This window comes from Peribacillus sp. SIMBA_075, from assembly GCF_046534585.1.
This window is the reverse complement of sequence record NZ_JAWRYN010000016.1, coordinates 1-25,633: the sequence shown is the minus strand read 5'-3', so window position 1 is coordinate 25,633 and position 25,633 is coordinate 1. Positions and strand designations below refer to the sequence as shown.

The 25,633-nt window shown below is 43.7% G+C and carries 23 protein-coding genes, 1 other RNA gene, 1 pseudogene and 1 other annotated feature; of the genes and pseudogenes, 4 read left to right on the top strand and 21 right to left on the bottom strand.

The window, feature by feature from the left end; genetic code table 11:
- The first annotated feature begins 107 nt into the window (after positions 1 to 107).
- Complete coding sequence (locus SB775_RS13745) at positions 108 to 491, top strand: hypothetical protein (RefSeq protein ID WP_410861901.1); 384 nt, start codon at positions 108 to 110, stop codon at positions 489 to 491.
- Between the two features lie 17 nt (positions 492 to 508).
- Here SB775_RS13745 and ssrS read toward each other — a convergent pair.
- From ssrS to SB775_RS13725, 4 genes are all read right to left on the bottom strand, one after another.
- A non-coding RNA gene (gene ssrS, locus SB775_RS13740) (6S RNA) lies at positions 509 to 694 on the bottom strand.
- 86 nt (positions 695 to 780) lie between these two features.
- Positions 781 to 2,550 (bottom strand): aspartate--tRNA ligase, encoded by a 1,770-nt coding sequence (gene aspS / locus SB775_RS13735; RefSeq protein ID WP_125160031.1) that lies wholly within the window; start codon positions 2,548 to 2,550, stop codon positions 781 to 783.
- A 12-nt stretch (positions 2,551 to 2,562) separates the two neighbouring features.
- Positions 2,563 to 3,834, bottom strand: a complete 1,272-nt coding sequence (gene hisS, locus SB775_RS13730) for a histidine--tRNA ligase (protein WP_061464216.1) — start codon at positions 3,832 to 3,834, stop codon at positions 2,563 to 2,565.
- Between the two features lie 97 nt (positions 3,835 to 3,931).
- Positions 3,932 to 4,171, bottom strand: a binding site (T-box leader).
- Between the two features lie 79 nt (positions 4,172 to 4,250).
- Positions 4,251 to 4,424, bottom strand: a complete 174-nt coding sequence (locus tag SB775_RS13725; RefSeq protein WP_176431781.1) for a hypothetical protein — start codon at positions 4,422 to 4,424, stop codon at positions 4,251 to 4,253.
- A 128-nt stretch (positions 4,425 to 4,552) separates the two neighbouring features.
- On the opposite strand from SB775_RS13725, the gene SB775_RS13720 reads away from it, so the two are divergent.
- On the top strand, positions 4,553 to 6,325 hold the full coding sequence (locus SB775_RS13720; protein ID WP_410861900.1) for an N-acetylmuramoyl-L-alanine amidase family protein: 1,773 nt from the start codon (positions 4,553 to 4,555) through the stop codon (positions 6,323 to 6,325).
- 82 nt (positions 6,326 to 6,407) lie between these two features.
- Here the strand turns inward: SB775_RS13720 and dtd are convergent, their stop codons facing one another.
- The 6 genes from dtd to SB775_RS13690 form a co-directional block, all read right to left on the bottom strand.
- On the bottom strand, positions 6,408 to 6,851 hold the full coding sequence (gene dtd / locus SB775_RS13715) for a D-aminoacyl-tRNA deacylase (RefSeq protein ID WP_410861899.1): 444 nt from the start codon (positions 6,849 to 6,851) through the stop codon (positions 6,408 to 6,410).
- 15 nt (positions 6,852 to 6,866) lie between these two features.
- Complete coding sequence (locus SB775_RS13710; RefSeq protein ID WP_061464219.1) at positions 6,867 to 9,065, bottom strand: RelA/SpoT family protein; 2,199 nt, start codon at positions 9,063 to 9,065, stop codon at positions 6,867 to 6,869.
- Between the two features lie 317 nt (positions 9,066 to 9,382).
- Entirely contained in the window at positions 9,383 to 9,895 is a 513-nt protein-coding gene (locus SB775_RS13705) for an adenine phosphoribosyltransferase (RefSeq protein WP_061464220.1), read from the bottom strand.
- Positions 9,886 to 12,261: a single-stranded-DNA-specific exonuclease RecJ gene (gene recJ / locus SB775_RS13700; RefSeq protein WP_410861898.1), complete on the bottom strand. Its 2,376-nt coding sequence runs from the start codon at positions 12,259 to 12,261 to the stop codon at positions 9,886 to 9,888. Before recJ ends, SB775_RS13705 begins: the two co-directional genes overlap by 10 nt.
- A gap of 144 nt (positions 12,262 to 12,405) precedes the next feature.
- Positions 12,406 to 14,667, bottom strand: coding sequence for a protein translocase subunit SecDF (gene secDF / locus SB775_RS13695; RefSeq protein ID WP_410861897.1), 2,262 nt, complete (start codon positions 14,665 to 14,667; stop codon positions 12,406 to 12,408).
- A gap of 193 nt (positions 14,668 to 14,860) precedes the next feature.
- A complete protein-coding gene (locus SB775_RS13690) occupies positions 14,861 to 15,166 on the bottom strand; it encodes a post-transcriptional regulator (RefSeq protein ID WP_061464223.1) in 306 nt (101 codons plus the stop codon).
- 167 nt (positions 15,167 to 15,333) lie between these two features.
- Here SB775_RS13690 and spoVB point away from each other — a divergent pair, with 167 nt between their 5' ends.
- Entirely contained in the window at positions 15,334 to 16,896 is a 1,563-nt protein-coding gene (gene spoVB, locus SB775_RS13685; protein WP_410861896.1) for a stage V sporulation protein B, read from the top strand.
- A gap of 28 nt (positions 16,897 to 16,924) precedes the next feature.
- Here spoVB and SB775_RS13680 read toward each other — a convergent pair whose 3' ends face one another.
- On the bottom strand, positions 16,925 to 17,584 hold the full coding sequence (locus SB775_RS13680) for a DUF421 domain-containing protein (RefSeq protein ID WP_410861947.1): 660 nt from the start codon (positions 17,582 to 17,584) through the stop codon (positions 16,925 to 16,927).
- Positions 17,585 to 17,780: 196 nt separating this feature from the next.
- Here SB775_RS13680 and SB775_RS13675 point away from each other — a divergent pair, with 196 nt between their 5' ends.
- Complete coding sequence (locus SB775_RS13675; RefSeq protein ID WP_061464226.1) at positions 17,781 to 18,152, top strand: TIGR04086 family membrane protein; 372 nt, start codon at positions 17,781 to 17,783, stop codon at positions 18,150 to 18,152.
- Between the two features lie 47 nt (positions 18,153 to 18,199).
- Here the strand turns inward: SB775_RS13675 and yajC are convergent, their stop codons facing one another.
- The 10 genes and pseudogenes from yajC to SB775_RS13625 all read right to left on the bottom strand — a co-directional run.
- Positions 18,200 to 18,484 (bottom strand): preprotein translocase subunit YajC, encoded by a 285-nt coding sequence (gene yajC, locus SB775_RS13670; RefSeq protein ID WP_061464227.1) that lies wholly within the window; start codon positions 18,482 to 18,484, stop codon positions 18,200 to 18,202.
- 41 nt (positions 18,485 to 18,525) lie between these two features.
- Positions 18,526 to 19,665 (bottom strand): tRNA guanosine(34) transglycosylase Tgt, encoded by a 1,140-nt coding sequence (gene tgt / locus SB775_RS13665; protein WP_061464228.1) that lies wholly within the window; start codon positions 19,663 to 19,665, stop codon positions 18,526 to 18,528.
- Between the two features lie 35 nt (positions 19,666 to 19,700).
- A complete protein-coding gene (gene queA / locus SB775_RS13660; protein ID WP_410861895.1) occupies positions 19,701 to 20,729 on the bottom strand; it encodes a tRNA preQ1(34) S-adenosylmethionine ribosyltransferase-isomerase QueA in 1,029 nt (342 codons plus the stop codon).
- A gap of 38 nt (positions 20,730 to 20,767) precedes the next feature.
- Positions 20,768 to 20,974 carry a DUF2905 domain-containing protein gene (locus tag SB775_RS13655; RefSeq protein WP_034308809.1) on the bottom strand — a complete coding sequence of 69 codons (207 nt, stop codon included), beginning with the start codon at positions 20,972 to 20,974 and terminating at the stop codon, positions 20,768 to 20,770.
- Positions 20,971 to 21,969 (bottom strand): Holliday junction branch migration DNA helicase RuvB, encoded by a 999-nt coding sequence (gene ruvB / locus SB775_RS13650; protein ID WP_089361645.1) that lies wholly within the window; start codon positions 21,967 to 21,969, stop codon positions 20,971 to 20,973. The genes SB775_RS13655 and ruvB overlap by 4 nt, the downstream gene beginning before the upstream one ends.
- An 11-nt stretch (positions 21,970 to 21,980) precedes the next feature.
- On the bottom strand, positions 21,981 to 22,595 hold the full coding sequence (gene ruvA, locus SB775_RS13645) for a Holliday junction branch migration protein RuvA (protein ID WP_410861894.1): 615 nt from the start codon (positions 22,593 to 22,595) through the stop codon (positions 21,981 to 21,983).
- 177 nt (positions 22,596 to 22,772) lie between these two features.
- Positions 22,773 to 23,273 carry an intercompartmental signaling factor BofC gene (locus tag SB775_RS13640; protein WP_061464232.1) on the bottom strand — a complete coding sequence of 167 codons (501 nt, stop codon included), beginning with the start codon at positions 23,271 to 23,273 and terminating at the stop codon, positions 22,773 to 22,775.
- Between the two features lie 110 nt (positions 23,274 to 23,383).
- Positions 23,384 to 23,989 carry a YhcN/YlaJ family sporulation lipoprotein gene (locus SB775_RS13635; RefSeq protein ID WP_284470112.1) on the bottom strand — a complete coding sequence of 202 codons (606 nt, stop codon included), beginning with the start codon at positions 23,987 to 23,989 and terminating at the stop codon, positions 23,384 to 23,386.
- A gap of 101 nt (positions 23,990 to 24,090) precedes the next feature.
- A complete protein-coding gene (locus tag SB775_RS13630) occupies positions 24,091 to 25,038 on the bottom strand; it encodes a phosphotransferase (protein ID WP_410861893.1) in 948 nt (315 codons plus the stop codon).
- Positions 25,028 to 25,633, bottom strand: a pseudogene (locus SB775_RS13625) (hypothetical protein); the annotation flags it as partial. The gene SB775_RS13630 and the pseudogene SB775_RS13625, both read right to left, overlap by 11 nt.

Sequence of the window (25,633 nt, the reverse complement as noted above, 5' to 3'; positions counted from 1 at the left end):
ATTCACCCTTTTTACTGTAAAATCATGCTCTTTACTCATAATTTCACTCCATTACTCGTGAATTTGCGCCATTTACTCGTGAGTTTGCGCCATTTACTCGTGAATTCATGCCTTTTACTCGTGAATTCATGCCTTTTACTCGTGAATTCACCCCTTTTACTCGTGAGTTTGCACCATTTACTCGTGAATTCATTCCCTTTACTCGTGAATTCACGCCATTACTCGTGAATTCACACCTTTTACTCGTGAATTCACCCATTACTCGTGAGTTCACACCATTTACTCGTGAATTCACACCATTTACTCGTGAGTTTGCGCCCTTTACTCGTGAATTCAAGCCATTTACTCGTGAATTTATGCCATTTACTCGTGAATTCACCCCTTTTACTCGTAAGTTCACACCATTTACTCGTGAGTTCACACCATTTACTTGTAAGTTACCATTCTTCACTTTTTTAACGCACAAAAAAACCCATGTTTATTTAACATGAGTTGCTTTGTAAGTTGTAAGAGTCCCAATTGTGCCGTTTACGCCTTTGTTTTGAACCCGCTCTCCGCAGGTGGGTGCTCGGTTCCTCGCGTTTGTAAGTCCTCTTCGAGGGAGGCATTTACGCGGCCAGGAAACTAGTGCTCCCGGTAACTATAAGTGTTCGGTCAAAACTTATAGGTTAAAGAACGAACACATCAGGACCCTTACTTGTTGAAAACATCATATCATAATGCTTAACTCTGTTTCAAGAGAAACCATCTAGGTATTTTTTCATATTTTTGCCAGATTGATTATTTTTTTAGTGCAGCAAGCCTTAGGCTAAGTTCGGCCAATTGCTTGTCACTTACAGCACTTGGTGCGTCAACGAGCAGGTCGCTTGCGCTTGCTGTTTTCGGGAACGCGATGGTGTCGCGAAGGTTCGTGCGGCCAGCAAGCAGCATGACCATACGGTCCAATCCAAGGGCGATTCCGCCGTGTGGTGGCGTTCCGTATTCGAATGCATCCATTAGGAAGCCGAATTGTGCGTTTGCTTCTTCTTCCGAGAATCCAAGGACTTTGAACATTTTTTCCTGAACGTCGCGTTCGTAAATACGCAGTGATCCGCCGCCAAGTTCGTAGCCGTTCAAGACAAGGTCATATGCTTGTGCACGGACGCTTGCTGGGTCTGATTCCAGTTTGTCCATGTCTTCACGGAATGGCATTGTGAATGGATGGTGTGCTGCATAGTAGCGTCCTTCTTCTTCGTCATATTCAAATAATGGCCAGTCCGTCACCCATAGGAAGTTGAATTTGCTTTGATCAATCAAGCCTCTTTCTTTACCAAGCTTGTTGCGAAGTGCTCCAAGTGCATCAGCGACTACGCCTTTCTTATCTGCAACGAATAAGATTAGATCGCCCACTTCAGCTTCCAATACGGATACTAATTGCTGTTGATCTTCCGCGAAGAATTTAGCGATCGGTCCTTTTACTCCGTCTTCTTCAACTTTCAGCCATGCAAGGCCTTTTGCACCATAAATCGCTGCAAATTCAGCCAATCCATCAATATCTTTACGGGAATAATCTGCATTTCCGTCCTTTACGACGATCGCTTTAACTTGTCCGCCGTTTGCAATAGCTCCAGTGAATACTTTGAAATCACTGTCTTTGACGATTTCAGAGACATCTTTAAGTTCCATTCCGAAACGTGTATCCGGTTTGTCGGAACCGTAACGGCCCATCGCTTCAAAGTATGTCATTCTAGGGAATGGCAGTGTTACGTCAAGCCCTTTAACTTCTTTCATCACTTTAGCCATCATGTTTTCTGCGGTGTTAATGATATCTTCTTGGCTCATGAAGCTTGTTTCAATATCGATTTGCGTGAATTCTGGCTGTCTGTCGGCGCGTAAATCTTCATCACGGAAACAGCGGGCAATTTGATAATAACGTTCGAAACCGGATACCATCAATAGCTGCTTGAAGATTTGCGGTGACTGCGGAAGTGCATAGAACTCACCTTCGTGTACGCGGCTAGGCACTAAATAATCACGTGCTCCTTCAGGTGTGCTTTTCGTTAAGATAGGTGTTTCGATATCCAGGAAGCCTTCACCGTCCAAGTAATCACGGATTGCTTTTGTTGTTTGGTTACGCATTTTCAACGTTTCGAACATCGCTGGACGGCGCAAGTCCAAATAACGGTATTTCAAGCGGATATCTTCAGAAACATCCGTTCTTTCATCAATGACGAACGGAGGGGTTTTCGCTTCATTTAAAATTGTAACGTTTTCGGCTTGAACTTCGACCGTACCTGTTGTTACATTCGGGTTGAAGTTGGCTTCCTCACGTTTGATGACTGTCCCTTGGATATCAAGGACATATTCATTACGGATCTTTTCAGCTGTGGCCAAGGCTTCTGCCGAAATGTCCGGATTGAAAACGACTTGGACGACTCCGCTTCTGTCACGCAGGTCGATAAAGATGACCCCGCCCAAATCCCGACGTTTTTGTACCCATCCTTTTAATGTTACTTTTTCACCAATCGCTGCTTCTGTCACTTCACCATTGAAGTATGTTCTGCCAAACATGGTATTTCCCCCTTAAGCCTGTAGCTTTTTGAATTGTTCAACGAATGTGGCAAGATCCATTTGGACTTGTTCACCGGTTTCCATGAACTTCACGTTGATTTTATTATTTGCCAATTCCTCTTCACCGAGTGTCGCCACATATCTCGCTTCGAGACGGTCGGCTGATTTGAATTGAGCTTTCACTTTACGGTCTTGATAGTCTTTTTCGACAGTAAAACCGGCATTCCGCAATTGATGGGCAAGTTTGACGTTATAATCCTTGGCCGCTTCACCTAGGGAAACAAGATAGCAGTCAATACCCTTTTTGATCGGAAGCTCGATGTTTTCTGCTTGCAGTGCTGCAATCAGGCGTTCAATGCTAAGCGCAAAGCCGATTCCGGGTGTTTCCGGTCCGCCAAGTTCTTCAGCCAGCCCGTTATATCGGCCGCCTCCGCAAAGTGTTGTAATGGCGCCAAAGCCCTCTGCATCACTCATGATTTCAAAAGCAGTATGATTATAGTAATCCAAGCCCCGCACTAGCGTCGGATCCTCGACGAATTCAATTTCCAAGTCCGTAAGATGCTGTTTAACCTTTTCGAAATAAATACGGGATTCATCATTTAAATATTCAATGATGGATGGCGCCGTGTTCATCAATTCGTGATCGTGATCTTTTTTGCAATCCAGGATACGCAATGGGTTTTTTTCCAGACGATTTTGACAATCACGGCAAAACTCGCCAATACGAGGTTCGAAATGTTTGATTAATGCATTCCGATGCGCTGTCCGGCTTTCCTTATCACCAAGGCTGTTGATCACAAGTTTCAGCTTTTTCAATCCAAGTTCTTTGTACAGGTTCATCGCAAGTGACAAAACCTCTGCATCGATTCCGGGATCCTTACTTCCTAAGGCCTCGATGCCGAATTGAACGAACTGACGGAAGCGGCCTGCTTGTGGACGTTCGTAACGGAACATCGGCCCGATATAATAAAGCTTGACCGGCTGATTGGCCCACCCGAACATTTTGTTCTCGATATAAGACCGTACAACTGATGCGGTGCCTTCCGGACGAAGGGTTAAATTCCTTTCACCGCGATCTTGAAATGAATACATCTCTTTTTGTACAATATCGGTCGTATCACCTACACCACGTAAAAATAATTCCGTGTGCTCAAAAATCGGTGTGCGGATTTCTTTATATTGGTAACGGTGACAAATCTCACGCGCTGTCTTTTCGATATACTGCCAAATTTCCGTTTGTCCAGGCAATAAATCCTGGGTACCTCTAGGAATCTGAATAGACATATTTGTTTCCCCCTTAAAAGCATGGCGCCCTTTCTGATACGGCGCTATACTGATTTTTTCCAAACAAAAAACTCCCGTCCCTTGTAACATATCCGTTACAAGGGACGAGAGTTTGGATATCCCGTGGTGCCACCCTAGTTGAAGCACAAAAAATAAGTGCCCCCGCTCAAAACAGTTAACGCCTGTTTTACGTCCATCTCCTATTAAGAAAAAATCCGTTCGGAGTGAAGCCTACGGAGGGTTCTTTCATTAAGTCATCATGTGGAATGCTTTCAGCCTCGGCATTTCCTCTCTTTCCATGTGTTTCTTAATTACTCTTCTCCATCATTGGTTATTGCAGTAATAAGTCTGATATTTTATAATCATACGGACGTTAACTTCAAATGTCAAGGCAGGCTTCAGTATTTTGTCGCGTTTTATTGGTTAAAATGTTTTTTCAAATTTTTGATCGTCCTGACATTGACTCCGTATTCGGATGCCAATTCAACAAGGTTTGAGCTTTGTTCCTTCTGGATGAAATCGTGAAAATCGACACCTAATACTTGATTGCCCCCGCTTAAGCTCGTTTGATTTTTTTCGCTGAATTTCATGTGGTTCCCTCCTAGTGTTATATAAGCTTTATTCTTTCCTAAAAAAAATGTTTTTTGCACAGGGAAAGAGGAAAATTTTTGTTGAACGAGAATACATACATATAGACGTTAAAAGGGAGAGACAACTTATGAAGAAGAAATCGGGTTTATTCGGCCTGATCCTAATGCTGATTATGGCAGCCATTTTCCCCATCGATCACGCTTTTGGAAAAGATGAAGGGGAAATTATCGTGACGTCCAAAGTGGTCAATGTCCGTGAAGGCGCGGGTCTCAGTTTCCCTATCGTAAAAAAACTGGCAAAAGGGGAATCCTATCCAATCCTGAAGGAAGATGGCGACTGGATCGAAATCCGGATGGGCATCGGTAAAACTGGCTGGGTCGCCAATTGGCTAGTGGAAAGAACGTCGGATTCGGACACCAACCTGGTCAAAAAGGAATCCGGACAAGGAATGATCTCAGGCAGCTCCGTCCGCGTCCGTACAGGTCCCGGTACAACATTTCAAACGGTTGGCTCCTTGAATAAAGGAACAGCTGTCGACATCATTGAAAAGAATGAAAATTGGATAAAAGTCAAAACAACGGATCTTGAAGGCTGGGTCTCTTCTGATTATCTTAAGCTTCCCGCCGCTTCCGGGAATGCAGCGAAGAAAGGTTCATCTAAGAAAAAAGAAGCAACGAACCAATCCGTAAAATCAGGAGTCACTTTGGTGGACCGGCTCAATGTCCGTTCGGAACCATCGAGAAGCAGCGTAACGCTAGGAAAGCTGAATAAAAATACGTCAGTGACCGTTTATCGCATTGAAAATGAGTGGGCCGAAATTGATTTCCAAGGAGTCCGCGGTTGGGTAGCTGAACCTTACATACAAATAAGCCAAGATAAAGGTGATTCGAAAATCAATACGGCAGGAGCCACTGCAAGGGTGACCGCTACGGGTTTAAATGTGCGGAAAGGTGCATCTCTAAACAGCAAGGTCATCGGTTCGGTGAACAAGGATGAGACTTACGCCGTCTTACAAACAAAGGGAAACATGACGCAGATCCAGCTTTCCGGTTCAAAAGAGGGCTGGGTCGTGAGTTGGTACTTGGAAAAAGAGAATGTTGAACAAACGCCAAAGGAAGAGAGGATTGAGGCGAAGGGAAACAAGATTACCATCATTCATGATGGAACGATTTTTAGAAGTGAGCCTGATGGCAACTCGGAAATCGTAAAGCAGGTCAATGAAGGTGAAACATTCTCCGCAACAGGTATGGAAGGCGATTGGTATTCGATTAAACTAAATAACGGGAACACCGCTTATGTTGCGGGGTGGATCGTGACGGTCGAAGGAAATTCCGAGCAAATCCAACGCCCTGGGGTTGAAAAATATTTAAAGGATAAAACAATCGTTATCGATCCCGGCCATGGCGGCAGGGATAGCGGTACAGTAGGGGTCGGTGGCACTCTTGAGAAAAACCTGACGATCCGGACGGCCGAGTTGCTGCGTGACAAACTTCAGGCTGCAGGGGCCAAAGTGATATTGACCAGAAGCGGCAATACATATGTTCCGCTCCCTTCCCGGGTCGGCACTTCACATATCCATAACGCGGATGCTTTCATCAGCCTCCATTATGATAGCACCAAGGACCAGATCACCAGCGGGATAACAACATACTACTATCATGGCTACCAACGTTCATTGGCCACTACACTGGCCAATTCACTCGGTTCCACCATGCAGGTGCCAAACCGCGGATCACGATACGGGGATTTTCATGTTATCAGGGAAAACAAACGGGTAGCTACACTTATTGAACTAGGTTATTTAAGTAATCCAGTGGAAGAATTGACGTTATCATCGAATGAGTATCAAGAAAAAATCACATCCGCCATTTATAATGGATTGGCGCGATATTTCAAATAAAGAAAAGCCAGCTTCCCATCGAAGCTGGCTTTTCATTTCGTCCGTACTGATTTATTAAAAACAAAAAACCTGCCGCAGCAGGTTATTTTTTGCTTTCCAGTATTAATGTAACGGGACCATCATTAGTAAGCTGAACGTCCATCATGGCACCGAATTGACCTATTTCCGTATGGACGCCTTTATTCCGGAGTTCCTCGTTAAATGCTTCATATATTTGATTCGCCTCTTCAGGACGGGCGGCGTCCATGAAGTTCGGTCGACGGCCTTTACGGCAATCGCCATATAGGGTGAATTGCGAAACTGATAAAATCGAACCTCCCACATCCAATAGTGAGTGGTTCATCTTTTCATTTTCATCTTCAAATATTCTGAGATTGACAATCTTATCGGCCAAATATGCGGCGTCATCGATGGTATCCCCATGGGTGACACCAACCAATAGAACGAGCCCGCTGTCGATTTGACCGATTATTTGGTCTGCGACAACGACTTTGGCGGCTTTGGAACGTTGTAAAACAACACGCATGGTAATAATAACCCCTTAGTTCATTATCCGTCTAACGGAATAAACATCTGAAATTTGTTTGATACGGTCAACGACCTTTTGTAAATGGGCAATGTTATGAATATAAATCGACATGTGAATGGTCGCCACCTTATTCCTGTCGGATTTACCCGAGACCGCTGAAATGTTGGTCTTGGTTTCATTGACGGCTTGCAGCACTTCGTTTAATAAGCCGCGGCGGTCATACCCGCTGATTTCAATTTCAACGATGTATTCCTTGCGCTCGTTAATCGTACTTTCCCATTCAACCGGTACGAGGCGATGATCGGAATCACCGCTTTCCAGGTTCGGGCAGTCTTGCCTATGGACTGAAACTCCACGGCCTTTGGTTATATAACCAACGATTTCATCTCCTGGAACTGGGTTGCAACAGCGTGATAAACGGATAAGCAGGTTATCAATCCCCGGTACCCTTACACCTGAGTCACGTTTTTTAGATGAATTGGAAAAGGTTTTCAGATCGGCTACCGCTTCTGAAATATCCGCTTCTTGCTCGACCATTTTCTGCTTACGCCACTTTTCGGTAAGGCGGTTAGCCACCTGAAGTGCTGTTATTCCGTTATACCCGACTGCTGCATACATATCTTCTTCATTCAGGAAATTGAATTTATCTGCAACACGCTTGATGTTCTCGGCAGAAAGGATTTCTTTCAGATCGAACTCCATTTCCTTGATTTCCTTTTCAACAAGCTCTTTGCCCTTTTCGATATTTTCTTCGCGGCGCTGCTTTTTGAAAAATTGGCGGATCTTATTTTTCGCTTGAGATGTTTGAGTGAGTTTAAGCCAGTCCTGACTTGGACCATATGAATGCTTAGATGTCAGGATTTCAATGATGTCGCCAGTTTTCAATTTATAATCCAGCGGTACCATTTTCCCGTTCACTTTGGAACCGATCGTTTTATTTCCGATTTCCGAGTGAATCCTGTAAGCGAAATCAATCGGGTTGGATCCTGATGGCAGTTCGATGACATCGCCTTTTGGCGTGAAAATGAATACCATATCAGAAAAAAGATCAATTTTAAGTGATTCCATGAATTCCTCGGCATTTGTCGCATCATCCTGGAATTCAAGAATTTCCCGGAACCAAGTCAATTTTTCTTCTAATGAAGGCTGTTCACCTACATCTTTTCCTTCTTTATAAGCCCAATGCGCGGCAACCCCGAACTCCGCAATGCGATGCATATCGGAAGTACGGATCTGCACTTCCAGCGGATCGCCTTTCGGGCCGATCACCGTCGTATGGAGCGATTGATACATATTTGGCTTAGGCATGGCGATATAGTCTTTAAATCGGCCAGGCATCGGCTTCCAGCATGTATGGATGATCCCTAAAACGGCATAGCAATCTTTTATGCTATTGACGACGATCCGGACTGCAAGCAAATCATAAATTTCGCTGAACTGCTTATTTTGCAAAGCCATTTTGCGATAAATGCTGTATATATGTTTCGGTCTGCCGGAAAGGTCAGCCTTAATGTTGACTTCCTCAACGTTTTTACGCACTTCATCAATGACTTCTTCCAGATACTGTTCACGTTCTGCACGCTTTTTCTTCATCAGGTTGACGATTCGGTAATACTGCTGAGGATTCAAATACCTTAGTGCAGTATCTTCAAGTTCCCATTTAATCGTACTGATACCAAGACGATGGGCAAGGGGGGCGAAGATTTCCAGCGTCTCGTTCGATATCCTTCTCTGCTTTTCCTGCGGCAGATGCTTCAATGTCCGCATATTGTGCAGTCTGTCGGCAAGCTTGATCAAGATGACCCTAATATCCTGGGCCATCGCCACGAACATTTTCCGATGGTTTTCCGCCTGTTGCTCTTGTTGTGATTTATACTTGATTTTCCCTAATTTGGTCACGCCATCTACGAGCATGGCGACTTCAGGACTGAAATTCTCTTCAATATCCTTCAGAGTGATCTCCGTGTCTTCAACAACATCATGTAAAAAACCTGCCGCAATAGTTGCAGGGTCCATTTCTAGATCAGCAAGAATGCCCGCCACTTGAATCGGATGAATAATATACGGCTCCCCCGATTTACGGAATTGTTCCCGGTGAGAATACTCTGCATACTTAAACGCTCTATGAATAAATTCAGCTTCTTCCGGCTGAAGATATAAGCTGGCCCGTTCTACAACCTGCTCGGCAGTCAATATTTGATCATTAGCCATTTAATCACCTTAACCCCACTTTAACTGCCACCGGATATAAACCGGATTGAGTATGATTGGTAGCACTTCCCTTTATTCTGCAAAACGTGACAATTTTTGCGAAAAAAAATAAATCCGCTTAACACGGATGCAAGTGCAAATAAACTTATTAGCAGAAAAACTCTTTATTATTACTATTATCGAAAAAAAAGGCAAGGATGTAAAGAGTAAAACGTGTATTTTATAAAGAATACTGCATTTTTTCACTGGAAATTCGACAAAATCCATTTAAATCGGGTAAAACAGAAAGAGCACCCTGGTCAGAGTGCTCTTCTTTATTAAAAGCTCATTAATGTCAAGACATCATAGCCGTCTAATTTATCTTTGCCATCCAAGTCCGTCAATTCAATAAGGAATGCAATCCCGGCAACAATTCCGCCAAGCTGTTCAACCAATTTGATCGTCGCTTCGATCGTACCGCCAGTTGCAAGTAAATCGTCCGTGATCAGAATACGCTGTCCCGGTTTAATGGCATCTTTATGGATAGTCAAAACATCCTTGCCGTATTCTAAACCATATTCGACTTTTATCGTTTCACGCGGAAGTTTCCCTTCTTTTCTCACTGGTGCAAAGCCCACTTCCAATGAGTATGCGACTGGACATCCGATAATGAATCCGCGTGCTTCCGGTCCGACCACTAAATCGATATTTTTATCGCGAGCGTACTCGACGATTTGGTCTGTTGCGTATTTATAAGCTGCGCCGTTATCCATTAATGTTGTAATATCTTTGAAGACAATACCCGGTTTCGGCCAGTCTTGTACAATTGTTACATATTGCTTTAAATCCATTGCTTTGTTTCCTCCTCAAGGTCTGTTGCCTCATGAACTAAATAATGATTGAACCAATCGAATAATTGCTGATAGGAAGAATAAACAAGCTCTTGTTCAAGCTCAAATTGCTCTTTCTTTCTTATATACGATTCAGATTCACTGAGATCGCGTTTTTTCGCATTGGTTGTGAGCATGATTAACCCATTCTCTATTGTAACAAAACCAAGCTCAAAAAACACCTTAGAAATGAAATCCACGGTATCTCTTGACCACCCGCGGTACTTGGCAAGGTCATCACCATATCTTTTCACATCGAGCGGGCCCTTTTTGGCGAGGAAGGCATAAAACCATTTAAAATGGTCCCTTGTTGGCATCGTACTTAAGAAATGGTCCTGCTCATGTGAAAGGTGTGCATAGATACGCGATGGGTTCTTATTGGCAATCACCCGTTTCAAATATTCCCTTAACGGCGGCATGTCCATAAATACCACATGGCCTTCGAAGCAGTCGAGCTGATCTGCATCCTGTCCATTCTTGATATGAACGAGATCGGAATGGTTTTGTAAAAATGGATATCTACTATAAATATCTTCCGAGAAAATGACGATCTTCCGGTTTTGTGCCGGAATGTCGGCAAGCCACTTCTCTGCCTGACCCTTACCGCGGTAATCGAATAACTGCCAATGGTTTACAGAGACATCCTGGACAAAGATCTGGGGCTTTTTCATATTATTCCACTCATTGATGGAAAGCTCTCCAATTACCGAGACTTCAGCGTGCGGAGCTATTTCATCCACAAAATGACCTAGACCGAAGCCCACTCCATCAAGTTTATGATTTTCTCCATCTTCAAGCTGCACTTTCAAGTGATTTTGGTTGGCACCGATTTTTCGGACACTTGAAAGCTGTACGGAATCTATCAAAATCTTCGGCTTTGGATTCGTAACCCCAAATGGCGCCAGCAAGCTCATTTCCTGAATCGTTTGAACGGAAACTTCCGCTAGAGTGGTTGCTCCATCCAAGTTGGTAATTGGTGTGAAGTCCTCTTCGCTGAGCTGTTCCTTCGCAATCAGGTTCATGCGGTCCCTAAGCTCCTGAACATCTTCTATTTTCAATGTCATTCCAGCAGCCATCGGATGTCCACCAAAATGAGGCAGTAATTCACGGCAGGTGGAAAGACTTTCAAAAAGATCGAAACCGGCGATGCTCCGGGCAGAACCTTTCGCGTGCCCCTTTTCCCGGTCGTAGCTCAATACAATCGTGGGGCGGTAAAAGCGTTCAACCAGTTTGGAGGCTACAATACCCACTACCCCTGCGTTCCAGCCTTCTCTCCCGATGATAAGCACACCATTGGACTCAGGCGGGAAGTTTTCCTCAACCTCTTGAATCGCTTCTTCCGCCATTGCCGCAACCATCGCCTGACGCTCTTTATTAATATCATTGATTTCATTGGCAAGTTCCATCGCTTCTGCCAAGTTTTCAGACATCAATAAATCCACAGCCGGGTCAGCATCTCCAAGTCGTCCGACAGCATTGATCCGCGGTGCCATCGCAAAACCGATTGATTCTTCATTCAATGCTTCCTGCTGAACATTCGCCACTTTCATTAGAGCAACAAGCCCCGGACGGCCAGTCAATCGTAACTGCTCGATCCCTTTCGCAGCGATGAGGCGGTTCTCCCCTTTTAAAGGCACTAAATCCGCAATGGTGCCGATGGCCGCTATTTCAAGTAAATCCTCAGGCAATTCCCCTAGCAAAGCGTGTGCCAGCTTAAAAGCGACACCTACTCCTGCAAGATCTTCAAATGGGTAGGAACTGTCCTCAAGTTTAGGATGGATGATTGCCAATGCCTCAGGCAGTTCCGGTCCAGGTTCATGGTGGTCGGTCAAAATATAATCCATGCCAAGCTCGCCGGCAAGTTTCGCTTCATCGACTGCAGAAATTCCGGTATCGACGGTTATTAATACCTTCACCCCTTGCTCAGCTGCAAGGCGGAACGCCATCGGATTCGGACCGTAGCCCTCTGTAAACCGATTCGGGATATAAAAATCCACATCGGCCCCCAATCTCGTTAGCGCCGTCATCATCACTGTGGTCGATGTCACGCCATCTGCGTCATAATCACCGAAAATCCGTATTTTTTCTCCATTTTGAATCGCTTCTCTTATTCTATAGACTGCTTTATCCATATCTTTCAATAAAAATGGATCATGAAAAGTTTGATTTTTTACAAATAAAAATGATCGGGCACTTTCAATCGTGTCCAGGCCTCGATTCACAAGCAGGGCTGCAACCAAAGGTGTGATATGAAGCTCTTCAGCTAGTACAGCAACTTTGTTTTCATCGGCAGTTCGCAAGTTCCACCGGGTTTTTGGTTTTAACATGAATTCACCCCTTAACTTACTTATTATACAAAACGACAATAACGGTTTCAATTTATTTTAAACTCAAAAATGGCTGTAATTCCCTATTCAAAAAGCTAGTCTCACAAAAAGAAGGCTGGCATCATGCCAGCCTCCTCTCACATATTAAACTTGTCCTTCAAGACTTTGTTTCTTTTCTTTTGCGGTGTTCAGTGGTCCTTTTTTCTTCAATTCCCTGATTTTTAAATCAAGCCAGAATTGGGACGCGATTAATAGAGACGAATACACGCCACATATTAAACCGATAAACAGGGCAATTGAGAAGTTTCGGATAGCTTCACTGCCGAAGATCATCAACGCGATAACCGTAATGAGAACGGTTAGTACGGTGTTAATGGATCTCGTCAATGTTTGCCTGATACTGATATTTACAATATTCTCAAGCTCTTCAGCGGTTTTGACTTTACGACTGAAGCGTAAGTTTTCACGAATCCTGTCAAAGGTTACGATCGTATCATTGATCGAATAACCGACGATCGTCAGTACCGCAGCAATGAAGGTGATATCCACCTCGAGCCGAAATACACTAAATATCGTTATGATGAAGAACGCGTCATGTATAAGCGCTACGACAGCAGGTACAGCCATTCGCCATTCAAATCGTATCGATACATACAAAATGATTCCGAGTGATGCAATCGCTAACGCAACCATGGCATTTTTCGCGAGTTCTTTTCCGACTGTCGGCGATACGGTGCTGACATTCGGTTCTGCTCCATAATCCTTCTTGAAATGGTCCTTCAATTTTGCGATTTCCTGCTTATCAAGGACACCGACTGTCCGAACGACAGCATTTTTATTTTCTTTTCCAGTGAGCCTGACATCCTTGACATCATTCTCGTCAATGCCGACCTTGACAATTTCGGTTTCGACTTGCTGTTTCGTCAAGACATCTTTGGACGCAATCTCAATCCGGGTACCGCTCGTGAAATCAATACCTAGATTCAATCTGAAGACGAGCAGGAAAATGATCCCGATAATCGTTACACCGACTGAAATGCCATAAAAAACTTTCCGATGTTTGACGAAATCGATTTTATCAAAGCGTGTTGGCAATGACATTAAATTAATTTTCTCCGATAAATCGTGAATGTATTTCTTCTTCACGCCAAACCAGGTTGTGCGTTTGTCAAGGAACCCGCTATTCACCCAAAGGCTCATGAAAAGACGTGTACCATAGACGGCTGTAATGAAACTCATTAAAATCGAAATGATCAAAGTGGTCGCAAACCCTTTAACGGAGCTTGTTCCATAAAAGAATAGAACAGCCGCAGCCAGCAAGGTCGTTAAGTTCGCATCCGTAATCGTGGCAAGTGAGTTTTTCGTACCTTCTTTATAAGCTGCTTTTACAGAACGGCCAAGTTTCAATTCATCTCTGATCCGCTCGTAGGTTATGATGTTGGCATCGACAGCCATCCCGACCCCGAGTACCAATGCCGCAATACCAGGCAGCGTAAGGACCGCATTCATCCAATCGAACACCAATAGCGTCAAGAAAAGGTATATGCTTAAAGTGACGACTGCAATGAATCCAGGGAAGCGGTAATACACAAGCATGAAGATGAAAACAAGTGCAATTCCGATGATCCCTGCAAAAACAGTATCATGCAGGGCACCTGCACCAAATTGGGCACCTACAGATGTGGAGTACTTTTCCTTTAGATCAACAGGCAGGGCACCTGCATCCAGAAGGGCTGCAAGCTCTTTCGCTTCTTCCACCGTAAATTGACCGGTGATATATACCTTCTTCGTATTAAAAACTTCACTGACAGCTGGAGCGGATATCATATTGTCCTGTGAAGCCGGATCTTTAAAGGAGTCTTTTCCTTTCTCGAAATCCAACCAGATTGCAAGTACATTTGTCGGACGTTGCATCGTGGAAATTTTTTGAGTGATTTCTTTAAACTTATCCACATCTTTCAATGTGACTTCAACAACCGGTTTATTATCTTGGAACGTTTGTTTCGCGCCGCCTTCTTTCAGGTCAGCACCGGTCATCATTTCCTTATCGTTGTAATCACGGAAGGATAATTTGGCTTGGGTCGATAGGATTTCCCGAGCTTTATTTTGGTCTTTAACTCCGGCCAATTGAACACGGATCCTGTCCTTCCCTTCAATTTGAATGCTAGGTTCATTGACACCTAATACATTGACACGCCTCTCAAGGGAGCTCACTGTAGCTTTCAGAACATCCGGAGTAACCTTTCCCCCAGCCAGCGGTTTTACTTGATATAACACTTCAAAACCGCCTTGAAGATCAAGACCCAGCTTGATATCCTTTAGGATTCCTTTTGAAGTCGTTCCCATCGCTGCGAAAATCAAAAGTGCGATTAGAAAAAACGCAACGATCCTGCTTCTTTTTACCATTATGTAGTAGGCCCCTTTCTATAATACGCCTGTTCCTGAAGTTTTAATAAAACTGACATTTTTTTATAATAAATGCATCCCTTTTGCTTCTTGAGAAAAAAGACATAGCTTCCCATAATTTTCCCAAAAAAGGCATAACCATATCTATTATGAGTCATATACAAACCGCTGTCAATTTAAGTATATCTTTGCTTTATTCCTTCAAAAGATCCTTCAGCTCATCTTCAGAAATCGGCTCAAAAAGGTTTGGTGATTTATAGGCTTCAACCATTTGGAAGGTCATGAACTGGTTGCTCGAAAAAGTCACGATGTCGGCTACGAGTTCGTGAATGTGAATGTTTTCCTGCGGACGCTTCCATTTATTTTTGGTTAAGGTTCCCCATATATCTTCCTCTGTTACGGCATTCAATCCAACCATTTGGAATTCCTCACGCTTGCTTTTCAAAAATGGACGTACCTTTACATAATACCTTTGATAGGGATGATTCTTTTTCGTCATCACTTTGCCTCCAGTAAAAATGATTCTCATATGAATGCGCATTTTCTTAGAAGGAAATCCGATCATTTGTAAGAACGCAAACACTTTTGTCATGCTTTGTCCAAGTACAAGCATATAGATAATTGTATAGCATAACCGCTTTTTTGAGAAGGCAGGGAGGGAGTTCAATGTCCAAGTTTTTAAAAGGGACGCTGATTTTATTAATCGCAAGCCTGATTACAAGGGTTCTTGGGTTCATTAACCGCATTGTCATCGCCCGCTTCATCGGCGAAGAAGGCGTTGGTTTATATATGATGGCTTTACCGACCCTATTTCTCGTCGTGAACATTACCCAGTTAGGCCTGCCTATCGCCATTTCCAAATTCGTTGCTGAGGCCAATGCCAAAGGTGATGAACGGAAAATCAAGAAAATCCTTGTCGTCTCTTTGGCCTGCACCTTTACTCTATCGATGATTTTCACTCCTGCAATGCTGCTTTTCGCGCCGGTTCTCTCAGAATACCTATTCACTGACGATCGGACGATGTGGCCGCTCATGGCAATCGCTCCTATCGTACCGATCATCGCCATTTCATCCGTACTGCGCGGTTATTTCCAAGGGAAGCAAAATATGAAGCCCTTCGCTTTCTCACAAGTCATCGAACAGGTGGCACGAATCACATTCATAGCCGTCCTGACGAAGGCCTTTTTGCCATATGGAATCGAATACGCTGCAGCCGGGGCGATGTTCGCTTCAATTATCGGAGAACTTGTTTCACTCATCTACTTATTGACTAGCTTTAAATTAAAGAAACATTTTAAGTTCCGGAAAGGATTTATCAAGAATGTCAAATCAGGAAAAGGAACGTTCACCGAATTGATGGGGATTGCCCTTCCTACTACCGGAAGCAGGATGATTGGATCAGTTTCGTGGTTTTTTGAACCGATAGTGGTTGCCCAGAGTTTGGCAATCGCCGGTGTCACCGCGGCAGCAGCCACCAGCCAATACGGGGAATTGACAGGGTACGCACTGCCTTTACTCATGCTTCCTTCTTTCGTTACGTCATCATTGGCGACGGCACTTGTCCCCGCAGTGAGCGAAGCCCGTACGACCGGAAACTTTCTACTCGTTGAGCACAGGCTTCAACAGTCCCTGAAAATCACCTTTATCACAGGCTGTTTAGCTGTCGTCATTCTGTTCATTTTTGCCGAACCTATTTTACAAGTCATGTATGGCTCTTCCCATGCTGCTGTTTTCATTAAATTCCTGGCACCTTTTTTTATCCTTTATTATTTTCAGTACCCGCTACAGTCCATGCTTCAAGCACTGGATTTAGCAAAAGCCGCAATGTTCAACAGTCTGGCTGGGAACATCCTTAAAATCGGTGTGATTTGGCTGCTGGCGTCGAAGGAAAGTTTCGGGATCATGGGAGCCGCAATCGGGATAGCCGTCGGTTCGATGCTCGTTACTTTTCTGCACTTTTCAACCGTACTGAAGGTCGTCCCTTTCACGCTTCATTTCCGGAGCTATATGTCAGCTTTGGGCCTTGCCTTAATTTCAGGCTGGGGCGGTTATTATCTTTATAAAGTCCCGCTCTCCTCACTGCCTCTTGGGGGACGGCTTTTGCTGTCCGTGACGGTCGTGATCCTGCTGTTCACATTTTCCCTCCTCATGACAGGCAGCATAAAAAAAGCGGATTTGATCAGGATTCCTGTAGTGGGCGGCTTTTTATCAAAGTTTGCTTGGAAATAAATTGAACCGAAGCATTTAACGGCTTCGGTCATTTCTTCGTTTCATTCTTATCGATGTAAAATTGGCCATCTATGTATCCGCAAATCGAAATCTCTTTAATATTCGTTTCTCCCATTTTTTTCAACTGGTACCGGAGCCAAAAATGATTTTTGCCAATTTTATCGAGATTAGCCTCCTGAATCTCGCCGTCGATTATAAGTGGGTAGGGAGTTTCTACACTTTCCGACCTTTCTTCCTGCGTATTTTTAATCACCGAGAGCTTCCCTGAAGTTTCAAGGATGGCAAATTTAACAACATTTAAATCATTAATTCCTTGTTCACGAAGCTGGGTCAATAAGTCATCAAAATTATATCGTTGTTTACGCATCGCCTTTTCATCTATTTTCCCCTGATTGATAATGATCTGCGGCTTACCGTCCATGAAATTGCGAAACCTGACACTTTTCAATGAGATCAATGCCAATGTCATTTGGAGGCCCGCGAGGACAAACATTGGGATAGTCTGTCGAACAAACGGTTTTTCCAAATCTTCAAAGGATAGCACGGCAATGTCCCCTATCATGATGGATACCACTAAATCAAGAACGCTAAGTTCCCCTACTTCCCGCTTACCCATCATTCGAAAAAGGAACCAGATGACTAGATAGATCACTGTTGTTCTAAAAATAATAGCCAGATAGGTTTCCACTTCATTTAACACATCCTTCATCCATAGCATGGCTTGGGGACTGAAAAATTACTCCATATTCTTTTCTAATTTTATGGGAAGCTTCTGTAAACCTGGTCTAAAGGTTCCATACCGGGAATATGCTTGTACTAACACATAAACAGGCTAAAACGTAACAGCCTTTTAAAAAGGAGGAATACCCATCGAAACTAAAAAAATGAGTGTCGCCGTAATTTATGGCGTAGGCTCCATCTTTGCCATAGCGATGATTGCAAGTTTAATCGTTTCCATCCTTCTTCGTTTTACTTCACTGACGGAATCATCCCTGACATATGTGATCATGATCGTGTCCTTTTTATCGCTGTTCATTGGTGGATTCATATCAGGAGGCAAAGGGAAAAAGCAAGGACTATTCTTAGGAGGAAGTACTGGGCTGCTTTATCTGTTGGTCGTGTTCCTTTTTCAATATTTAGGTCACGATGCACTCTTCACCATCAAGCAATGGATCTACTACGGCTGTTTTGTCATTACGGCCATGATGGGTGGCGTGCTTGGGGTAAACATGAGCTCCGAATCACGCACCAATTAAAAAAACACAGCAAAAAAACCGGGCACATGGCCCGGTTTTCGTTTGTCTTATAATGTTGCTTCTTTATTTGGTGCGCTTTCCGTAATTTCACGGATTGAAGCACGGTCGAAAGTCAGTTTTGTACCGTCTGGTGATTTAATGACGATTTTCAATTCATCGATTGAATCGATTGTTCCGTGCATGCCGCCGATAGTAGCAACTTTATCACCTTTTTTCAAGCTAGTTTGCATGCTTTGCGTAGCCTTTTGGCGTTTTTGCTGCGGACGGATCAATAAGAAATAGAACAATACGAACATTAAGATCAACGGAAGTATTTGTGTTAAAGAACCCATTTGTAAATTCACTCCTTTCGTTCATTAAAATATTTATGGAATTAGAAGTTTCTCGCATTTGGTTCGTTGAAACCATATTGCTCAAAAAACTCTTCCCTAAAGTCTCCAAGACGATCTTCTCGAATAGCTTGTCTGACCTGTTCCATTAAGTTTAACAGAAAATGAAGGTTATGGTAAGTCGTAAGACGAATTCCGAAGGTTTCTTCACATTTAATCAAATGGCGGATATATGCCCGGCTATAATTCTTGCAAACATGGCAATCGCAATTTTCATCGATTGGACCAAAATCGCGTGCATATTTCGCATTTTTCACAACCAGCCGCCCATTGCTCGTCATCAGCGTACCATTACGCGCAATTCGCGTCGGCAGTACACAGTCAAACATATCGACACCGCGGATTGCACCATCGATCAATGAGTCCGGCGAACCTACCCCCATCAGGTAACGCGGTTTGTTAGTTGGAAGCAGCGGACTTGTAAACTCAAGAACGCGGTTCATGATATCCTTCGGTTCCCCTACGGATAGTCCTCCAATAGCATAACCCGGAAAATCAAGGGAGACAAGGTCTTTTGCACTTTGTTTACGAAGGTTTTCAAACTCCCCGCCTTGAACGATCCCGAACAGTCCTTGGTCATTTGGGCGCTCATGGGCATTCAAACAGCGTTCCGCCCAGCGTGATGTCCGTTCAACCGATTTCTTCATATACTCTTCGGTTGCCGGAAATGGCGGACATTCATCGAATGCCATCATAATATCGGAGCCTAGCGCGTTTTGGATTTCCATCGCTTTTTCTGGGGATAAAAATAATTTATCACCATTCAGATGGTTCCTGAAATGTACGCCCTCTTCTTCAATTTTGCGGAATTCACTCAAACTGAAGACTTGAAAGCCGCCTGAATCCGTCAGAATCGCGCGATCCCAGTTCATGAACTTATGCAATCCGCCAGCTTCCTTGATGATTTCATGCCCCGGGCGGAGCCATAAGTGGTACGTATTGCTCAGGATGATGCCTGCCCCCATTTGTTTCAAATCTTCCGGGGACATCGTTTTGACAGTAGCCATCGTTCCAACCGGCATGAATGCCGGCGTTTCAAAAGAACCATGCGGCGTATGAACCCGGCCTAGCCGTGCCCCTGTCTGTTTACATGTTTTGATTAACTCATATCTTATTGCAGTCAACGCAATAACTCCCTTCAAGAGCTTCTCACTCTTTATTACTTAATTAACATTGCATCTCCAAAACTAAAGAACCTGTATTTTTCTTCAACGGCCGTTTCATAGGCATGAAGGATATGCTCCCTGCCTGCAAGTGCAGAAATAAGCATGATTAAAGTAGATTTCGGTAAATGGAAGTTCGTTATCATCGCATCTATCCCTTTGAACTCATAACCCGGATAAATGAAGATGCTCGTCCAGCCATTCTCTTCCTTGAAAACCCCATCATTACGGGACGCAATCGTTTCTAATGTCCTTGTTGACGTAGTGCCGACCGTGATGATTTTCCCGCCTTTTTCTTTCACATCATTCAGTAATCTGGCTGTGCCTTCAGTCATTTGATAAAACTCTGAATGCATTTCGTGGCTGTCAATATCATCCACACTGACAGGACGGAACGTACCAAGCCCAACATGTAGCGTGATGAAAGCGATGTGGACACCCATCCCTTTAAGTTTCCCGAGCAAATCCTCGGTAAAGTGCAGGCCTGCCGTAGGTGCCGCTGCAGATCCCCGTTCACGCGCATATACCGTTTGATAACGGTCCTGATCGTCGAGTTGTTCCTTGATATATGGAGGTAAAGGCATTTCGCCAAGCTTCTCTAGTATTTCATAAAATATGCCTTCATATTTAAATTCAAGGATTCGGCCGCCATGCTCAAGTACACCTGTACAGACGGCACTTAGTTTACCATCGCCAAAAATGATTTTCGAGCCTACTTTAATCCGTTTGGCTGGCTTCACGAGCGTTTCCCATACATCATCATGCTCTTGCTTAAGCAGCAATACTTCAACCTTTGCACCCGTTTCTTCTTTACTGCCGTATAGCCGGGCCGGCAGCACCTTCGTATCATTCAACACCAGGCAATCTCCCGGTTTGATATATTCCGTGATATGGCTGAATACATCATGCTGGAGCCTACCGGTTTCTTTGTCCAACACCATCAATCTACTTGCTTCCCTATCCTCCAAAGGAACTTGTGCAATCAATTCCTCCGGTAAATGAAAATCAAACATTTCCAATTTCATCTGTTCCACTTCCTAACCTGTCTATCAAGCTGTAATTATTATTTAAAACGGCCGATCAAATAAAAAATGGCGGACAACACAACACTGACGATGATTGATGTAACGATAGGAAAGTAAAAAGTCGTATTCCCCTTTTTCAGAAAAATATCTCCCGGCAGCCTGCCGAGATGGATATATTTCATCGCAAAACCAATCACGAATATAATCACACCCAGTATCATTACCATTTTTGGTATATTCATCATTCAGGCATCTCCATTCCGAAATGCTCATAAACCAGCTGTGTTGCCATCCGGCCTCTTGGAGTCCGCTGAAGAAAACCGACTTGTAACAGATATGGTTCATACACGTCTTCGATCGTATGTGCCTCTTCGCCAATCGTTGCAGCAATCGTTTCCAGACCCACGGGCCCGCCACGGAATTTTTCAATGATCCCTTTAAGTAATTTATGGTCAATATGATCGAGTCCTAAACGGTCGACCTGCATTAATTCAAGCGCATAATCGGCAAGTTCGGCAGTTATCGTACCATCACCGCGTACCTGGGCGAAATCCCTGACCCTCCGTAACAGCCGATTAGCAATTCTCGGGGTTCCCCTTGACCTTCTTGCAAGCTCTGCAGCTGCCTGATCATTCATTTCCGTATCCATGATTCTTGCTGTACGGATGATGATATCAGCCAAATGGTTTTCCGTATAATATTCAAGACGGCTTAAAACGCCAAAACGGTCCCTGAGCGGTGCAGATAGTGACCCTGCACGTGTCGTGGCCCCTACGAGGGTGAACGGAGGCAGGTCGATTCTGATCGAACGGGCTTCCGGCCCCTTACCGACTACAATATCCAGACAGAAGTCCTCCATAGCCGGGTATAGCACTTCTTCGACAACACGAGGAAGACGGTGAATCTCATCAATGAATAACACATCACCGGGCTCAAGTGCACTCAAAATGGCCGCCAGATCTCCCGGCCGCTCAATGGCGGGACCGGAAGTCGTGCGGATATTGACACCCATTTCATTGGCGATGATGACAGCTAGCGTCGTCTTCCCAAGTCCGGGCGGTCCATATAAAAGTACATGATCAAGCGTTTCTTCCCTCATCCTTGCCGCTTCGATGTATACGCTCAAATTCGCTTTCACTTTATCCTGTCCAATATATTGCTTTAAGTTTTGCGGCCGCAGGCTTTGTTCAAAGGATAGTTCGTTCAGATCGGCTTCCTGATTGAATATTCTCTCCTCCATTGCGCCACTCCTTATCTTAACATCATTTGCAATGCTTTCTTAATGTATTGCTCGGTCGTCATATCTTCCGTCTGCAACTTCTTAGCAACCTTTTGGATTTCCTTTTCAGAATAACCAAGAGCCTTTAAAGCAAGAATGGCTTCATCCAACGCTTCCGTATAACCATTGGGACTGAGTGCGGCCGTGACGCCTTCGTTAAACAAGCTTGGAAAGGCATCCGGAATAATGTTCTCAAGTTTCCCTTTTAAATCCAGAATCATTTGCCGTGCCGTTTTCTTGCCGACTCCCGGGAATTTCACCAAAAACGATTCATCTTCACTTTCGATCGCCTGCACCACCTGATCAACTTGTCCTGATGCTAATATGGCTAGAGCACCCTTCGGTCCGATTCCGGTTACATTCAATAATTTTGTGAATAATGCCTTTTCTTGCCGAGTCTGAAATCCGTAAAATGCAGCCATATCCTCGCGCACATAATGATATAAAAAAACTTGGATTTCTTTCTGGTATTGGGCGGAAAAAATAAAAGGATTCGGCGTCATCACTTGATATCCGATTCCCCCATTTTCCACAACTATGTATTCAGGTCCAATATAATCGACCTTGCCTTCTATATAATCATACAAATTAATTCTCTCCCTGATTTTGCTGTACCTCTCATTTTATCATAAAAAAGAAGGGTTGTTCATTAAAAGTTATTTAGTAGTCGGCAAAGACTTTTCCAATGGACGCTATCCCGTTTTATCGCATTTGGGGTTTACGGTTTTCTGGAGAAAAACAAAGAGGATGGGTGTCATCCCATCCTAGTTTACCGAATATGGCTCATATTCTTTAATGAGCTGTTTATATTGGTCTTTATTCATGATCGGTATCCCTTTTTGCAGTTCCTCCTGCTTGTATACTTCAAGTTTACCAACGTCTATTTGGTAAAAAGTATGAATGATCTTGGCGTGCTCAGGCCTTCCGATAAAAATGGATAACGTACCATCTTCCCTCATCCCAAGATAACCATTCGCTTTTAAAAGCGGAGATATGTCATTTTCAATTTTCTTAAGGACAATATGTTCTTCATTTTGATCGACTACTTTCCACCCTTGATATTTTGACCAAAAGTCTTCCATCGACCAAATTGTTTCTGTCAATTTCTCCTCACTTAACTCGCCATCCAGATACATACGCTGAAGGATGACTTTCCTTTCAATTGGTTCATTTTCCTTCTGCACAGGTCCTTCGGCATAAACGGTTAAACAAAATGGCAGGATGAAAAGTATCATGAAAAATTGGATCCTTAGTTGATTAATCAATATTCTCACCTCTTAAGGCGTTTACTTTTTAAGTAGTTTGACCCAAATAAGGATTATTAACCAGAAAAAATCTAAAAGGGCTGACCATGGAATCGGGGTCAGCCCTGTAATTATTTTAAGTGATCTTGATGAATGTTAAGATTCTCGAACATGTCATTGGCATCCAGAATGACCATTTCCCTCGTATCGCCATCACGAAGATTGTTATCAAGTGTCATCGACCTATAATAGACACCTTGATCGGTTGTGACGTATAGGTTCCGGCCATTTGAAAGCGGTCCGATTTCATTCTTGACTTTTTCTTTGACATTTTTTGCTTGGCTGTAGTCATTAAGCAGCAAGGCAACCAGCATTTCGTCTTTCATGATGATTGTTCTGGCATCGATAACAGGGTCCACTCCATTGGCGATTCCATTAGCTTTGTCGGCTAACGTGCCTTCATAAGAATTATAATAAGATGATCGGGCCCTCAGCGGTTTACTTTCATGGCCATGGTAATTACGATCCCGCGTACTGTATGCATCATCTTTATCGTAAAGGCCTTGCCCCATATTCCGATAATTGATGTTTCGTACCAATACATCTTTTTCAGTTGTATGGTACCCTGTTTCATTCGTTATATTTTCGTTTTTCGCTGTATCATTATTAGCGCATCCAACCAAACTGACAGCGGCTAATACCGTATAAAGTGGCAGTGTCCATTTTATTTTCTGCAAAATAACCCTCCCATTGCAATAGAATGAGCTATATTCCGCTCATAATTAGCATGGGTGTCTAACGATGAATGTACTCTGTAAGTTACGGCCAAAAGCGCGTTTTATTTCCTCTTTAGGGAAGAAATCTTCTTCTCCAATTTTTCATTCATCTCAATCCGCTCCGAAAAACCTTCCACAGTCATTTTCCAGACCGAATGAAGCTGAGAAGAACTTTTATTAAGACGATTCCATTCACGGAAAATATCCGTAGGATAAGTTAAAGCATATAAAAAGGCCAGGTCAGACTGATAGCTTTGCAATTGCGGCACTTCCCACAACTTGGTGGCCGCATCTTCCAAATGAGGTGAAATTCGATTTGCATACTGTAAATAATCAATGCATCTTGGAGCACTTGACATTAGATCAAAATCGATTAAGGTTAAAGTGCCGTCTTCTCTCCGCAAGAAATTATGGTGGGCACAATCACCATGAATGATGACTTTCTTTTCCTTACTCCATAAAGACTGGTTCTTATCAAAACCCTCTAATGCCCACTCCCCCCATCTAATCCATTCTTTAATAATATCTTCGGAAACATATTGGCGAACATAAGAAAAGTTATTTTTAAATAGTGATAAACGCTCTTTCCATTTTTTTGATTGATCAAAAACAGGCGCATTAATGGAGAGATGTTCAGAAACATCATGGAAGCTTTCCAGTAACTGAATTCCCTCTAAACGGTCCTTATGATTGGAAAATCGGAATTTTTTCTTACTCGGCGGAAAATAGTCCATACTGCCATACCATTTCCCTTTGAATTGAAAGGGCATTAAATTCTGATGAATATAATACGTTTGATGGAAACCCTTTTGTTTTAATAAAGAAGTCAATTCTCTTTGCCGATCCCATTTTTCAAAACTGCTGAATCCTTTAAGGATTATTGGATGACCCTTTTCAAAAGTTATTAAATAGACACTGCTTTGAAGATGGTGGACTTTCTTTGGCTTACGATTTATATAAGAGAGGAGACGAGTGTTAAAAACACTGTCTCCTTGATAATTAGTAGTCATCGCTTTCATCTACATATGTTGGTATCCCAAATGTTTCAGGAGCACGAACGCCACCGAATTGGCCAGGCTGTCCTCCCATTTGTCCAGGCAACATAGCTTCAGGCTGCCCCCGCATCATGCCCGGCTGACCACCAAATTGACCCGGCATCATCATCTCTAGCTGACTTCCCGGCTGACCTCCACCTTGACCTCCCATCATCCCTGGTTGGCTTCCTGGCTGGCCTCCACCTTGACCTCCCATCATCCCTGGTTGACCTCCTTGGAAGCCTCCCATCATTCCTGGTTGGCCTCCTTGAAAGCCTCCCATCATTCCTGGTTGACCTCCTGGATGGCCTCCCATCATTCCTGGTTGACCTCCTGGATGGCCTCCCATCATTCCTGGTTGGCCTCCTTGGAAACCTCCCATCATTCCTGATTGACCTCCTGGATGGCCTCCCATCATTCCTGGTTGGCCTCCTGGATGGCCTCCCATCATTCCTGGTTGGCCTCCTTGATGGCCTCCGATCATTCCTGATTGACCTCCTGGATGGCCTCCCATCATTCCTGGTTGGCCTCCTGGATGGCCTCCCATCATTCCTGGTTGGCCTCCTGGATG